The following is a 15,027-nucleotide window of genomic DNA, read 5'->3' on the forward strand; positions in this document are numbered from 1 at the left end:
CGATGAATGGGCAACAGCACGTCGCGCCGAAAATCCTGATGGGCGAATGGTGACCGATCGACCGGCGGGCCGGGTCCGCCGCATCTTTGCGAGCCTTGGCCTGGTGCTGGGAGGCAAGGCGGGCGCGGGCATCATGAGCCTGGGCTATCTGTTGCTGGCGACGCGTTACCTGGGGCCGAAGGACTACGGCGTGCTGGTCCTCGTCCATGCCTATGTCACCACGGTTTGCGGGGTGATCGAATTCCCCTCGTGGCAGGCGATCGTGCGCTATGGTGCCGAGGCCGACCGCGATGGGCAAGCCCACCGCCTTTCGCGATTGCTGCGCTTCGGCGCCAAGGTCGAACTGGCCGGGGGCGCCCTCGCAGTGATCTCGGCGATGGCGTTGGTGCCGTTCGTCGGTCCCCATCTCGGCTGGTCTCCGAAGGCGATGGCCTTTGCGCCGTACTACGCCTTCGCCGTGCTGGGATCGGTGCGCTCGACGCCTTCAGGCTACCTGCAACTGTGCGGGCGCTTCGATCTGCTGGGCCTGCACAACCTCGTGCAGCCTACGGTAAGGCTGATCGGGACATTGGTGGTGATCGCGTGCGGATGGGGCGTGAAATCGTTCCTCTTCGCATGGCTGCTCGCGGCTCTGGCGGAATTCGCCGCGATGTGGGGTCTCGGCCTGTGGATGGCGGCGAAGCGCCTGGGCAATGCGATAGTGCGTCCCGAGCCCGGCCGGGTGACCGACGACAACACCGGCATCTGGCGCTTCATGCTGGCGAGCAATGCGGACGTGACCCTCGGAGACCTGACCGGCCGCGTCGCGCCGCTGGTCATCGGATGGGTGATGGGACCGGCCATGGCGGGCCTCTTTGCGGTCGCGCAGCGCGCTACCGTCATCCTCGCGCAGCCCGCGCAGATCCTCGGCAATGCTTCCTACGCCGAACTGGCTCACATCGTTGCGGGTGGATACGGCGGCAGGGCGCTGCGCCAGACGCTTCTCAAGGTCGTCGGCATCGCGGTGCTGGCGGCGGTTCCCGTCGTGCTGATCGTCGGGATTTTCCCGACCCAGATCATCCGCCTGATGGCAGGCCCGGCTTTCGGCGCCGCGTCGGGCGTGATGATCGCGCTGGTCGCCGCGCGTGCTGTTGCGCTCATAGGTCCGCCTTGCACCTCGGCACTCACGGCGCTTGGCCACCCGGCCCGGTCGATGTGGGCCAACCTGCTGTCGAGCTTCGCCTTCCTGCCGCTCCTTCCCTGGCTGCTGACGACCTTCGGGTTGATGGGGGCGGGCATCCAGGCGGTGGCGCAGGCGGTCGTGGCCAACGGATTGCTCGCGGTCCTCGTCTGGCGCACCAGCGGCCGGTGATGACGGGTCCCCGGATCGCCTATGTCATCAACTCGCTGGAGGGTGGCGGCGCGGCGCTTCCGGTGCCTGCCATCCTTGCGGTGCTGCGCGGTGCCGGTGCACAAGTCCGCGTCCTTGCCCTGACCCGTCGCGACGGCAGGGCTCTGCCTGCCATGGAGGCGGCGGGCCTCGATGTCGCGGTGCGCGAAGGCGGAGAGGCCGACCATCTCGCCGCCGCCCGATGGCTGACCCGCGAACTGCGCGGGTGGGAGGCGACCCATCTGTGGACCTCGCTCAGCCGCGCGACGATCCTCGGGCTGGTACTGGGGCCGCATTTGGGAATTCCCGTGATCGCATGGCAGCATAACGCCTTCCTCAAGCCCTGGAACGAGCGTCTCCTGCGCCTGCTTCAAGCCCGCGCGGCAATGTGGGTGGCGGATTCGCATGTGGTCGAGGAACTCACCGCCCGGCGCCTCGGTGTCCCTGCGGACCGGCTAGCGACATGGCCGATCTATGCCGCCGATCCCGCGATGCCGCAGGCGCGCGCCTGGCAGCCGGGGGAAGTCCTGCGTCTCGGCAGTCTCGGCAGGCTTCACCCGGCCAAGGGCTACGACGTGCTGATCGCGGCGCTGGTCCGATTGCGAGAGCAGGGGTTCCGTCCCCCGGTTCCCTTCGAGATCGCCATTGCGGGCGACGGTGCGCAAGGCCCGCGACTGGCGGCACTGGCTGCCGAAGCCGGTATCGAAGGACTGCGCCTCACCGGTTACGCCACCGAACCTCGGGCCTTCCTTGAAACCCTGCACCTCTACCTCCAGCCTTCGCGGCGGGAGGGCTTCTGCATTGCCGCCCACGAGGCGTTGACTGCTGGCCTTCCGGTCATCGCATCGCGTGTGGGCGAACTCGCTTTCTCGGTCCGGCCGCAGGTCAACGGATGGCTTGCCGAGCCCGAGGATCCGGTTTCGCTCGCCACGACGCTGCGCGAAGCCCTGTCCGCCCCCGATGCCCTCGCGGCGCTGGGGCGGCAGGCCCGGGCGCAGATGCTGGACGAGTATTCCCAGGCGCGCTTCGAACGGACCGGAAGGGCCATCTGGTCGCGCCTGGGGTAACGGTCACGCGGTCTTCGGCAGGGTCAGCCGCACCAGCACCGGCATCGCCAGCAGGACCAGCGGATACTGCAGCAGCAGACCGGCGATGATCGCGATGGCCAGCGGTTGCTGGATGCCCGATCCCTGTCCGATCGCGAAGGCGAGCGGCAGCAGCGTCAGGATCGCCGCGAGCGTCGTCATCGTGATGGGACGCAGGCGGTTGCGGCTTGCCTCGCGCGTGGCCTGCTCCGGCGGCATGGTGTGGGCCAGTTCCTCGAACTCCGAGACGTAGAAGATCGCCATCTCGGTGCCGATTCCGATGATCATCGTCATCCCCATCAGCGCCGTGATGTTGAGATCGACGCCCGCCAGCCACAGCGCCGTGAACACCGAGGTCGTCGAGAGCAGCGAACAGCCGATGATGATGACCGGCAGCCAGAAGCGGCGGTACAGTACCAGCAGCAACACCAGTTCGGCGATCAGCGCGGCGGCGAACACCTTGATGAGCCCAGAGAACGCGATCTGCTGCTGCTGGTAGAGGCCGCCCAGTTCGTAGCGTACGCCGGGGCTCAGGGTGCCGGGCTTGTCGAGGGCGGTGGTGACGTCGGCGACTGCCGCGCCGATCCCGCGGCCCTGGATACGGCCGGTGACGGCGATCATCGGCTCCAGGTTCTCGCGCCCGATCTGCGGCTGCCCGGTGACCGGCTCGATCGTCGCCACGCGTGACAGCGGGAAGACGTGGCCATCGGTGGCCCGGATCGGCAGCTGGGCAAGACCCGCTTCGCTCATGGTCATGGCGTCGGGCAGGCGCACGCGGACGTCGACGGCCTTGTTGGGCTGGGCCAGCGTCGTTGCGACGGCCCCGGTCAGCGCGGTGGACAGCTGGCTCTCGACGTCGGCGGGGACGACCCCTTCCATCCCGGCGCGAACCGGATCGACATGGACGTTGAGCGCATCGCCTGCCAGCTGGACACCGTCGTTGACCTCGACGACGCCGGAGATCTTGCTGATCGTCGCGGCGACCTTCTGCGCTTCCCCTTCGAGGATCGACGGGTCCGAGGCGTAGAGCTTGACCTCGATCGGCTGCGGCACGGCGGTGAGATCGCCGATAAGGTCCTCGATCAGCTGCGCGACCTCGACCTGCACGCCGGGCACCTTGACGGCGATCTCGTCGGCTACGGCGGCGGCGATTTCCTCGGTGGGGCGGCTGTGATCCGGTTTCAGGCGCACGAAGTAGTCGCCGTGGTAGCTCTGGCCAAGGTCTCCGCCAAGGCCGGTGCCGAGGCGGCGGGAGAACGTCGCGACTTCGGGATTGGCGCGCAGCATCGCGTCGATCTGGCCAACCTGCCTGCCGGTTTCGTCCAGCGAGGTGCCCGCCGGAGTCCGGTAGTCCATGACGAAACCGCCCTCGTCTACCTTCGGCATGAAGCCGGTGGGCACATTGGAATATCCGACGTAGCCGATGACGAGCAGCGGCACCGCGATCACCGCGAGCAGCCAGGGCCGCGCGGACAGGCGGTCGAGCGCGCCGTCGTGGACGTGCGCGAGACGGCCCTCTCCGGCCGCGCCGGGGTCATGCCACTTGTTGAAGTCCACCAGTCGGCGGGCGAGAATGGGCACGACGAATGCGGTCATCGCCCAGGAGATCGCCAGCGCCGCCGCCATCGTCACCGACAGCGCCTTGGAGAACGCGCCGGTCACGCCGGTCAGGAACGAAAGAGGCAGGAAGACGATCAGCGTCGCCATGCTCGACCCGGTCAGCGGGGTCATGAACTCCCGCGCGGCGGGCATGACGGCGGCGTCTCCGGCGAGCTTGCCGTCGGCGTCCCGGGCGCCTGCACGGCGGGCGATATGCTCGACCATGACGATGACGTCGTCGATCAGCAGGCCGACCGCCGCTGCGATGCCGCCAAGGGTCATGATGTTGAAGCTCATCCCCAGCATGCTCAGCACCAGCACGGTGATGGCCAGCGTTGCCGGCACCACGATCACCGCCACCAGCGTCACCCGCCAACTGCGCAGGAACCACAAGAGGACGAGACCGGCGAGGACGAGGCCGATCAGCACCGCGTCGCGCACGCTGGAGACGGACTGCGTGACGAGCTGGCTCTGGTCGTACCAGTTCACCAGCTTGACGCCTGGGGGCAGCTTGAGGCCGTTCAGCTTCTGCTCGACTTCCTGCGCGATCTTGACCGCGTTGCCGTCCGGTTGTTCGTAGATGTTGAAGAGGACGGCCGGTTTGCCGTCTTCGACGATGCGCTGCCAGACTGGAAGCGCGCCGTTCTGCACGGTCGCGACGTCGCGCACGCGCACCACGCCGGTGGGCGTGGCCTTGACCACGATGTCGCCGATCTGGGCGGCGCTGCTGACGCTGCGGTCGGCGATCACTAGCGAGAGGCGGCCGCGATCCTGCACCTGGCCCACCGCGCTCAGGACGTTGCCGCTTTTGATGGCGGTGGAGAGGTCGGTCATCGACAGGTTGTAGTCGGCCAGGCGGTGCGGGTCGGCGAGGACCTGCACTTCTGCCGTGTCGCCGCCCTGCACGCCGATGCGCGCCAGGCCGCTGATCGACGAGAGCAGGGGGGTGATCTGGTACCTGGCGAAATCCTGCAAGGTAACCGGATCGACCTTGTCGGAAACCAGAGCGTAGGAGATGATCGGGAAGACCGTGGGATCCATGCGGCGCACGTCGTACTGCGTGCCCGCAGGCAGTGTCGGCACGACCCGGCCAACGGCGGTATCGACCAGCAGGGTGCTGGCGATCATGTCGCGGCCCCAGCCGAAATCGACCGAGATCTGCGCGGAGCCCCGGCTCGTTTCCGAACGCACGTTCTGCACGCCGGGAATGGCGCGGATCGCCTCTTCCACCGGGCGCGTGACGGTCAGCGCGGTCTGGTCGGCAGGGCGGCTGCCGGCATCGAGGTCCACCACAACGCGGGGGAAGGAGACTTGCGGGAACAGCCCGATCGGCAGTGCGAGGGCGGCGACGATCCCGGCGAGCGCCATTGCCAGCGCGACCAGGACGATGGCCCGCGATTGCGAGCCCAGCAATTTCTCGATCATCGGTTGCTCCGGCGTACGGCTCCGCCGTCATCGACCTGATAGGCGCCATCGACGATCAGCGGGCGGCTGGCGTCGAGCTTGCCCTGGACTACATCGCCCTTGTCGGACGAGAGCAGGACCTGAACGGGCACCGACTGGGCCTTGCCGCCGATGATCTGGAACACGCGGGACGGACCTCCGGCGGTGACGACCGCCTTGTGCGGCACGACCCAGCCCTGGACTGCGCCCGTCTCGATCGCGACCTGCATCGATTCGCCCGGCAGCAGCGTACCGGCGGGGAAGCTGAGATCGACGTCGATGAGGCGGCTGGTCGCGTTCAGTGCGCTGTCCACGCGGATCACCTTGCCGCGCAGGTCGCCGCCGCCCGAAAGGCGCTTGAGGCTGGCGGACTGGCCGACGGCGATCCCGGCCCGCGCCGCCGGATCGACGCCTACGGTTACGACGATCCCGCCTGCCTTTGCGACGGTGAGGATCGGGGCTCCGGCCTGCGTGCGGTCCCCTTGCGCGACGGCGACGGTCGTGACGACCCCGTCGAACGGGGCGACGATGGTGTGGCTGGCTCGGCCGGCGCCGTCCGCCTGCAAGGCGGCGAGTGCGGTCTGCGCATCGGTGACGGCCTTGGTGGCCTGGGTCAGCTGGTCACGCGTGGCAAGCTGCTGGGACAGGAGCTGCGCGGTGCTGGCCTCCTGCTTGCGTGCCGCGGCAAGGGCGGTCACGGCCTGCAGGTAGCCGCTGCGCGATGCGGGCGCGGTGACGAACGTCGCCAGCGTCTGTCCGGCATGCACGGCCATGCCCGGCGCGACGGCCAGTGCGGTCACTTGGCCGGGCTGGGCCTCGCTGAACGTCATGGTGCCGTTGAGGGCCGGGCCGACCGATCCGTAGGCCACGACCGTTGCCGGCAGGGAACCCTGCCTGGCCGGGATCGTGGTGACGAGCACGGTGGGCGAGGGGGTCGGCGTCGGTGCATTCGAGCCGCAGCCCGCCAGCAGCGCCACGGCCGAGAAAGCGAAAAGCCTTTTCATCGGGCGTCCACCGGGGTCGTCGATTCAAGATCGACGGTCGGCAGCCCGGCGCCAACAAGCGTCTGGATCGCGATCTGGCGATCGAGCAGGGCAAGCTCCAGCGTCATGATTTCCTGTTCCTTGGTGAAGCGGTTCAGGACGAGGTCGACATAGCCGCGCTCGTCCAGATTTGATGCGCCGAACGCGGCCTGGGCGCGAGCGGCGGCGGCGCGTGCGTTCGGCAGGTCGCGCCTGGCGACCTCCAGTTGCGCCGACAACTGCTCGTACTCGCGCAGCAGCGAACCGATCGTGCCGATGGCCGCGGAGAGGCGGGCATCGTAATCGGCATGCAACTGTGCGCGGGTCGCGCGGGCAGTCGCGACGGCGGCCTGGCCCTGATCGAAGATCGGCAGGCCGATCTGCAGGTTCGGGCCGCCATTGATGACCTTGGCATTGTCGCTGGCGACGCTGCCGCCGAGGATGAGGTCGGGGAACTGCGACTGGATCGCCTGACGCAGTTGCTCGTCAGATGCGGCATATCCCATGCGCAGGGCCAACAGGTCCGGTCGCCGATCGGGCAGGGTGGCGATCTCGCCGCGCACTTGCGCGGGATCGAACGGCGGCAGATCAGGCTCGGCGGCGAGGGGGACAACCACTTCCGGGGACAGGCCCAGCAGAGCATTGAGCTGGTGTCGCAGGTTCAACTGCTGCTGGTCGAGCGCGTCCAGCGCGGAGCGGGCGGATTGCAGAGCGACACGATCGGGAGCGACGGTCACCAGCGTGACGGTCTGGCTGGCGAGGGCCTTGTCCAGCTTGGCGCTGCGTTCGGCGAGGAGCTGATAGGCCGCGAGATAGTTCTGGCGGTTGCGGGCGCCGATGATCAGGTCGGTGGCGATCTGCCGGGCCTGGCCTGCGACCTGCCATTCCTGCCAGACGACGCTGGCGTCCACTTGCCGCTCGCTGGCACGGGCCGCGCGCTGGCGCGACTTGTACGTCAGGATGCTCTTGATGTCCTGCGCGAGGCCGAGGTTCCAGGCGGGAACCGTTCCGGCACCCGACAGCAACGGCAGGAACGCAGCACTCAGCGAGGGGTTGGCAAGCAGCCCGGCCTGCTCCGTCTGTCCGGCGGCGATGCCGCGTTGCAGGCGCGCTGCCTTGAGGTCGGGGTTGTTGGCGAGCGCCAGCGTTATCACCTGCGCGACGGTCAGGGGAGCTTGCGGCGTCGATGCATCGAGGGCGCCGAGGCTCGGCGCAAGCGGGGCGGCGGTCGAGAGCGGCAGGGGGGTGTAGCGCGCGCAACCGGTGACGGCCACGGCAAGCAAGATCGCTACGGAGTGCCTAAAACGATGCCTGTCCATACCGGTAGGGTGTCTTTGCAAAGAGGGCGGGGCGGCCAAGCAACCGCCCCGTCGCAGGTGTATCAGTCCGGGTTCTTGCCTTCGGCGGCATTCTCGAGGATCGCGCCGGTCTTGGCATCGACGCCCACTTCGAATGGCTTGCCGTGGCTGGTGATGTCGAAGGAATAGCGCAGGCCGCTGCCGCCCTTTTCCTTCTCCAGTTCCTGGTCCGTGATCGTGCCGGGCCGTGCCTTCAGCGCGGCGATGCGCGCCGATGCGAGAGTGACCTTGGCCTGGGCGGCGTATTCCCCGCCTTTCAGCGCGGCGGGCTTGGCCGACGCAACCGAAGATCCGGCACCTACCAGGGCAAGTGCGACGATGATGCTGGAAGTTTTCATCATGGCATCCTTAAGAGCGGGACTGCTCTATGACGCGAACATAAACAACTGAACCTTTGCCCAAGATGATTGAAACATTGTTTTTTGCCAACTTGCAGATGCATCCGATGCGAGCGAAAAAGGACACGGCATGAAAATCCTGCTTCTCGAGGACGACGACGCGACCAAGGCGCACCTCGAGCGCGTGTTGAGCGCGGCCGGACATGTCGTGGATGTCTGCTCCACCGGACAGGACGCGATCTTCCTGGGTTCGACCGGCGATCATGCCGTGCTGATCCTCGACCGCATGGTGCCGGGGCTCGACGGGCTAGGGGCGCTCAAGGCCTTGCGGGCGATGGGCGTACGAAGTCCGGCGCTTTTCCTGACCGCGATGAACGGGGTGGAGGACCGGGTCGAGGGCCTGGAAGCCGGGGCCGACGATTACCTTGCCAAGCCTTTCGCGGCCAGCGAACTGCTCGCCCGGGTGAATGCGCTCGCGCGGCGGCCGCCGATCGTCGAACTGCAGACCTTGCTGCGGATAGACGATCTTGAACTTGACCGGGTGAAGCGGACGGTGATGCGCGGTGGCCAGCGTATCGACCTGCAGCAGCAGGAACTGAAGTTGCTGGAATACCTGATGCTCCACGCGGGCGAAGTGGTCACGCGGGCCATGCTGCTGGAAAACGTCTGGTCGTTCCACTTCGACCCCAAGACCAACGTGATCGAGAGCCACATGAGCCGGTTGCGCGCGAAAGTGGATCGCGGCTTCGGCAAGGAACTGATCCAGACCTTGCGCGGCGCGGGGTATCGAATCGATGCCGCCTGAGCACCGGCCTAAGCGCCGGGCTTCCGGGCCGATCCGCAGCGCGGCCTTCCGTTTCGCGCTGCTTCTCGCCGGGGTCTTCGCCATCGGTGCGGCCGCGCTGCTGATCGTCGTCGAAGAGCAGATCGGGCGCTATGCCACCGAAGCGACGAACGGCGGCCTGCAGGCGGAGATGAGCGTGCTTCAGGGCGAATACGCGCAACTCGGGCAATCCGGTCTGACCGACGCGATGGCCCGTCACGCAGGCGTTCGTCCCGAGGCACCCTATCGCTACCTGCTGCTCGATGTCGCAGGCCGCCGCCTGTTCGGCGATCTTCCGGCGACGGCGATGACGGAGGGCTGGAGCACGGTGAACGTGATAGAGCCCGAGCCGGGCCAGCAAGGCACGCGCCGGGAAAGCATGACTACGCTCGGCGCGCGTCTGCCGGACGGGTTGCGGCTGGTCGTGGCCAGCGACAACTACGACGTGCAGATGCTGCGCCACCGGCTCGGCCGCTTCACCCTGCTCAGCGGGATCGGCATCACGCTCTTCGCACTGCTGGGCGGATATCTCACCGGGAGGCTCTTCGTGCGTCGTCTCGACCGGGTAAACGGCGCGGTCGATCGCATCGTCGAGGGGGACCGTGCGGAGCGGCTGCCGATGATCGGCCTAGGCCCGGAATTCGACGAACTCGCGCGGAACCTGAATCGGATGCTTGATCGCAACGCGGCGGCGATGGAGGCACTGCGGCAGGTTTCGAACGACATCGCGCATGATTTGCGCACGCCGCTCAGCCGTCTGCACCAGCGGCTTGAGCAGATGCAGGACAGCCCCGAGATCGAACCGGCGATGATCGACGACGCCCTTGAACAGACGTCCGGTATCCTCGCGACCTTTCAGGCGCTGCTGCGGATCGGCGCGCTCGAAGGTGGGGTCGGGCGCCGGCGCTTCACGCAGGTAGATCTCAGCGAACTGATGGACCGCGTCCATCAGGCTTATGCCCCGGTGGCCGAGGATGCCGAGCACATCTATCTCGCCGACCACGCACCGGGCATCGTCGTGGACGGCGACGGGGAACTGCTGGCGCAGCTCTTCACCAACCTGGTGGAGAACGCCATCGTCCACACGCCGGCGGGAACGACGATCACGTCCCGGCTCTTCGTGGAAAATGGGGGCATCGTGGCCGAGGTGTCCGATACCGGGCAAGGTATCCCGGTGTCGGAGCGCGCCAACGTCTTCCGGCGGTTCTATCGCCTCGATGCCAGCCGCCATACCGAGGGTTCGGGGCTCGGCCTGGCGCTGGTGGCGGCGATCGCAGCCCTGCACGATGCAGTCTGCACGATCCCCGGGAATGCCTCGGGCCTGACGGTCCGGATTGCCTTTCCGTCCGGCCCATCCTGACGGCCCGTCACCCGTTTGGCTGCTTACGGAAACTGCGTGGAGATGCTCAGTTTGACCGTCGCCGGCAGGCCCTGTGCGAGCAGGCTCGATCCGGTCGATGCCCAGTAGCGCTTGCCCGTGATGTTCTCACCGTAGATGCGCGCCGTGGTGCGGTTGCCCAAAAGGTCGAACGTATAGCTGGCGCCAAGGTCGAACGTCTCGTAGCCCGGGACGAAGCCCTGGTTGAGCGCGTTGACGGCCCTGCGGCCGACATGGAACATGCCCGCCGAAACTCGCAAGCCCTCGACCACCGGAACGCGGTATTCGAGGAACAGCGATCCGGAATATTTCGACACGTTCTCGATCAGCTTGCCGACCACGGTGGCGTTGCCGGACTTCTGCATGGCATCGAGATACATGGCGCTGGCGGCGATCGACAGGTTGGGTACGACTTCGCCGACCAGGCTGAACTCGGCGCCTTCGTACGCGGCCTCGGCATCCTGGACGAAGACGTTCGCGCTGTTGAGATAGGCCGAGGGCCGCTTGATGTGGAAGTAGGCGCCGGTCGCGAGCAGGCCCCGGAGCGGTTCGATCTTGATGCCGACTTCTTTCTGCTTGCTGATCGCGGCCGGCAGGATCTCGCCGGCATTGTTCGCGATCTGCTGGGCGATCGGGCCGGGTTCGAGCCCTTCGATGTAGTTGGCGTAGATGTTGGCCCAGCTGATCGGCTTCACCATGACGCCGTAAGTCCAGGTGCCCGGCTTGATCTTGTAGCTGGTGGTACGGCTGACGTCGCTGTAATCGGTCTTGCGATAGCCGACGGTCGCCTGCAGCCAGTCGCCGAGGGAAGCCCGATCGAAGATGTACAGCCCGAGGTCTTCGACGCGCGAGGGGTTGGCGATGATCCGGGGCGGGGTCGGCTGCCGCGGGATCACTACCGGATCATAGAGGTTCTGCGCGAAGCTATAGCGCACGGCGGTCGGCACGTTGCTGTCGCGGGTGTAGAAAGACACGCCGAGCAGCAGGTTGTGCTCGATCGGTCCGGTGCGGAACTTGCCGGACAGGTCGCCGCGATAGATCACGTTCCTGTAGTCGTTGCCGTCCGTCATGGCGACCGTGACGGTCCCGTCGCCGGTCGCCAGATTGTAGCCGCCGAACGAGGAATAGGCCCGCCCCCGGGTGAGGTAGGACTGCCCGATCGCGGCGGAGATGCGCCAGTCGGGCGTCAGGTCGTAGTTCATGCGGGCCAGCAGGTTGGTTTCCCAGCCGCGCCCCTGCATCCAGGCCGCGCCGAGGTTCTTCGACGGCGACTGCAGCGGCGGTATCGCGATGACGCCGTTCACCGCAGCCGGTAGGCTGAATTCGGTCGGCTCGGTGACGGACTTGTAATTGTATTCGGCGTCGAGGAGGATTTCGAGCCCGTCGGCTGGGCGCCAGTCGAACGACCCTGAGGCAAAGCGGCGAATGCCCTCGCTGCGCTTGAGGCCGGTCTCGATGATCGAGGTTCCGGCGTTCACGCGTAGGCCCGCCGCGCCGAAGCTGCGCCCGATGTCGAAGCCCGCGCCAACCGATCCGTTGCTGTCGCCCTGGACATCGAACCGGGTCACAGGCGCGGCGTTCGGCCGCTCGGTCACCAGGTTGACGATGCCGGACGGCGTTGCGAATCCGTAGTAGAGCCCCGCCGCGCCCTTGAGCACCTCGATGCGATCCTTGCTCTCGATGGGCTGCTCGATCAGGTTGACGATCGGCAGCACGCCGTTCCAGCGCACGTTGGTGAAGTTGTTCAGGACGATCCCGCGAATGGCGAGGTTGCTGTAGATCGCGGTATTGATCTGTGCCTGGGTGACGCCCGGCGTATTGCGAACGGCGTCGATCAGTCCGCGCGCCTGCTGCGCCTCAAGAAGGTCCTTGGTCATGACCGCGATCGTCAGCGGGGTATCGCGCAGGAGCGAATCGCGGAACGTGCCCGCTTGTACGTAGTCGGCGCTGAAGGTGTCCCGTCGGTCGGCCGTCACCACGATCTCATCCGCGCGGACGGGAGCATTCTCGTCGGCGGCCTGGGCCGCGGCAGCGATCGGCAGCAAGGCCGTTATGCTTGCGGCCGCAAGACCCATCCTGTGAAAGGCGTTCGACGAGAGGGCATGAATGCGCGGCGCGGCCAAAGTGTATCTCCCTGCAATGTGCGATTGCGCCCCATTGAAGTAGTTGAGACGCATTTGCAATAAGCGAGAAATATTTCGCCTGAGGGATCGTCTCGGCCCCTTCGCGGAGCTCGTCGATCGTTCCGGGGGCAGCACAGGAACGATCTGGAAACCGCCGCAAACGCTCCGTGCGTGCCCAAACATTACCGAAAATCAATTTGCGATTGATAGTGATTATTGATAGCCGAACGGCCGTCGCTAAGAGGGCCTGCTCTAGATCATAAGATGGCATTGCAAGGGCGGCGGAGAGGCGGGTTCGTCAACGCCGGAGTAAGTCTCATTCGCCAGTCAGTGTTTTCGCCGTGGCTCGTTGCCGCCAGTGTCACCGCATGCCCGGCTTCCGCCATGGCCCAGGCGGTGAACGGCGAACCTGTCGCCGGACAGGACATCATCGTCACTGCGCGCGCCGCACCCGTGGCGATCGGCGCCGACGACCGTTACCAGCCGACGCCCGACGCCTCGACCTTGCGCAGTTCGCTGCCGCCACTCGACGTACCGCAGGTCGTCAACATCGTCTCGGCGCAAGTGCTGCGCGACCAGAAGCCGCGCTATCTCGATGATGCACTTTCCAACGTCAGCGGGATCACGCAGGGCAATACGCTTGCGGGCACGCAGGACACGATCATGAAACGCGGCTTCGGCGGCAATCGCGACGGTTCGATCCAGCATAACGGCATGCCGCTGGTGCAGGGGCGCGGGTTTAACGCCGCGGCGCAGAGCGTCGAAGTGCTCAAGGGGCCGTCATCGCTGCTCTACGGCATCATGGATCCGGGCGGGGTCATCAACGTCGTCAGCAAGAAGCCGCAGTTGAATGCGCGAACCGTGGTGTCCCTGACGGGGTCGACTTATGCGAATGCCCGCAACGGCTACGGCGCGACGCTCGACACGACCGGTCCGATCGGCGGCACGGGTCTCGCCTATCGACTGATCGTCGATCACGTGAACGAGGATTACTGGCGCAATTTCGGCAAGCGCCGGGAAACGCTGATCGCGCCGTCGCTGGCCTATTACGGCGCCACCACGCAAGTCGTGCTCTGGTACGAATATAGGGATTTCCTGGCGCCGTTCGATCGCGGAACTGCGCTCGATCCGGCGACGCTCAAGCCTCTGGACATTCCGCGCACCCGGCGGCTGGACGAGCCGTTCAACGCGATGAACGGCCAGAGCCACCTCGCGCAGATGTCGGCCGACCAGCAACTGGGCGGCGGCTGGGCCGCGCATCTCAGCCTCAGCTACAACGAGGAAACCTACGACGCGAACCAGTTGCGCGTGAATGGCGTCAATACCGCGCGTGGGACTCTGCTGCGCAGCAACGACGCCACGCACGGCGCGCTCAGCACGGACTATTACGGCACCGCCTATATCGACGGCAGCGTGAACCTGCTGGGCATGCGCCACGATCTGCAGGTCGGGGTAGAGGCGGAATCGCGCAAGATCTACCGCAAAGACCTGCTGCGCCAGGCGACGACCAGCACGTTCAGCTACCTGAACCCGGTCTACGGTCTGGAACAGCCGTCGAGCACGGTGTCCGCCAGCGACAGCGAGCAGACAGACAAGCTGCGCAATTATTCGGCCTTCCTGCAGGATACGTTGCACCTCACCGATCGTCTTATCGTGGTGGGCGGCGCACGCGTCCTGCACTGGAGCCAGATCGCTGGACGCGGGCGGCCCTTCAAGCAGAACACCGACACGAACGATACCGTGGTGCTGCCACGCGCAGGGCTGGTCTACAAGTGGACGCCGACCTTCTCGCTCTACGGCAGCTATTCCCAGTCGCTCAAGCCGGCCTCCACCATCGCCCCGCTGTCTGCGGGCGTTGTGCTCGATTCCGGCTTTGCGCCGGAGCGTGCGCGCTCGTGGGAAGTGGGCGCGAAGATCGACATTCCCGGCCGTATCACCGGCACCCTCGCACTGTTCGACATCCACAAGCGCAACGTGCTGGTCTCGCAGTTCAACGACCAGACCAAGCAGACCGACTACCGCACCGCAGGTGCGGCGCGTGCGCGCGGCGTCGAACTGGACCTTGCAGGTCAGATTCTGCCGCAACTGAGCGCGATCGGCAGCTTCGCTTACCTCGATGGCAAGACCACGGAGGATCCTGTTTTCGCCGGCAATCTGCTGTGGAACGCGGCGAAGTACACCGCATCGCTTTCGGGGGTCTACGACTTCGGCGAGATCGTCGGCAACGACCGGTTGCGAGTGGGCGGTGGCCCTCACTACGTCGGCAGGCGGGCGGGCGATTCCGCCAACAGCTTCTTCCTGCCGAGCTATGTGACGGCAGATGGCTTCATCACGTATGATACGCAGATCGCCGGACACAAGCTGGGGCTGCAGTTCAACGTGAAGAACATCTTCGACAAGACCTATTACCCTTCGGCGGTGAACAGCTACTTCGTGTCGATCGGCGATACCCGCCGCTTCTCGCTTGCCGCCTCGCTGGAATTCTAAGG

Annotated in this window: 10 protein-coding genes; 5 read left to right on the top strand and 5 right to left on the bottom strand. The window is 66.4% G+C overall.

Annotation, left to right across the window (positions count from 1 at the left end):
- Positions 1-46 precede the first annotated feature (46 nt).
- Positions 47-1,351 (top strand): lipopolysaccharide biosynthesis protein, encoded by a 1,305-nt coding sequence (locus BES08_RS22830; RefSeq protein ID WP_036528368.1) that lies wholly within the window; start codon positions 47-49, stop codon positions 1,349-1,351.
- Positions 1,351-2,436, top strand: coding sequence for a glycosyltransferase (locus tag BES08_RS22835; protein ID WP_036528366.1), 1,086 nt, complete (start codon positions 1,351-1,353; stop codon positions 2,434-2,436). The genes BES08_RS22830 and BES08_RS22835 overlap by 1 nt, the downstream gene beginning before the upstream one ends.
- Positions 2,437-2,439: 3 nt before the next feature.
- Here the strand turns inward: BES08_RS22835 and BES08_RS22840 are convergent, their stop codons facing one another.
- The 4 genes from BES08_RS22840 to BES08_RS22855 all read right to left on the bottom strand — a co-directional run bounded on the left by BES08_RS22840 (position 2,440) and on the right by BES08_RS22855 (position 8,214).
- On the bottom strand, positions 2,440-5,478 hold the full coding sequence (locus BES08_RS22840; protein ID WP_036528365.1) for an efflux RND transporter permease subunit: 3,039 nt from the start codon (positions 5,476-5,478) through the stop codon (positions 2,440-2,442).
- The gene (locus BES08_RS22845; protein ID WP_036528364.1) at positions 5,475-6,500 is read right to left on the bottom strand and encodes an efflux RND transporter periplasmic adaptor subunit; all 1,026 of its coding nucleotides are present in this window, start codon (positions 6,498-6,500) and stop codon (positions 5,475-5,477) included. The genes BES08_RS22840 and BES08_RS22845 overlap by 4 nt, the downstream gene beginning before the upstream one ends.
- Entirely contained in the window at positions 6,497-7,837 is a 1,341-nt protein-coding gene (locus BES08_RS22850) for a TolC family protein (protein WP_051587061.1), read from the bottom strand. Before BES08_RS22850 ends, BES08_RS22845 begins: the two co-directional genes overlap by 4 nt.
- Before the next feature lie 62 nt (positions 7,838-7,899).
- Positions 7,900-8,214, bottom strand: coding sequence for a PepSY domain-containing protein (locus BES08_RS22855; RefSeq protein WP_008828763.1), 315 nt, complete (start codon positions 8,212-8,214; stop codon positions 7,900-7,902).
- A 130-nt stretch (positions 8,215-8,344) separates the two neighbouring features.
- On the opposite strand from BES08_RS22855, the gene BES08_RS22860 reads away from it, so the two are divergent.
- Together BES08_RS22860 and BES08_RS22865 are read left to right on the top strand one after the other, a co-directional pair.
- Entirely contained in the window at positions 8,345-9,019 is a 675-nt protein-coding gene (locus BES08_RS22860; protein WP_008828764.1) for a winged helix-turn-helix domain-containing protein, read from the top strand.
- Positions 9,009-10,397 (top strand): sensor histidine kinase, encoded by a 1,389-nt coding sequence (locus BES08_RS22865; RefSeq protein ID WP_051587060.1) that lies wholly within the window; start codon positions 9,009-9,011, stop codon positions 10,395-10,397. Before BES08_RS22860 ends, BES08_RS22865 begins: the two co-directional genes overlap by 11 nt.
- A 23-nt stretch (positions 10,398-10,420) precedes the next feature.
- Here the strand turns inward: BES08_RS22865 and BES08_RS22870 are convergent, their stop codons facing one another.
- Positions 10,421-12,460: a TonB-dependent siderophore receptor gene (locus BES08_RS22870; RefSeq protein ID WP_162177416.1), complete on the bottom strand. Its 2,040-nt coding sequence runs from the start codon at positions 12,458-12,460 to the stop codon at positions 10,421-10,423.
- Positions 12,461-12,922: 462 nt separating this feature from the next.
- Between BES08_RS22870 and BES08_RS22875 the strand changes: the two genes are divergently transcribed.
- A complete protein-coding gene (locus BES08_RS22875; RefSeq protein ID WP_036528361.1) occupies positions 12,923-15,025 on the top strand; it encodes a TonB-dependent siderophore receptor in 2,103 nt (700 codons plus the stop codon).
- The last annotated feature ends 2 nt before the right edge of the window (positions 15,026-15,027 follow it).

Origin of the sequence: Novosphingobium resinovorum (genome assembly GCF_001742225.1) — a bacterium.
In the GTDB taxonomy this organism is placed as follows: domain Bacteria; phylum Pseudomonadota; class Alphaproteobacteria; order Sphingomonadales; family Sphingomonadaceae; genus Novosphingobium; species Novosphingobium resinovorum_A.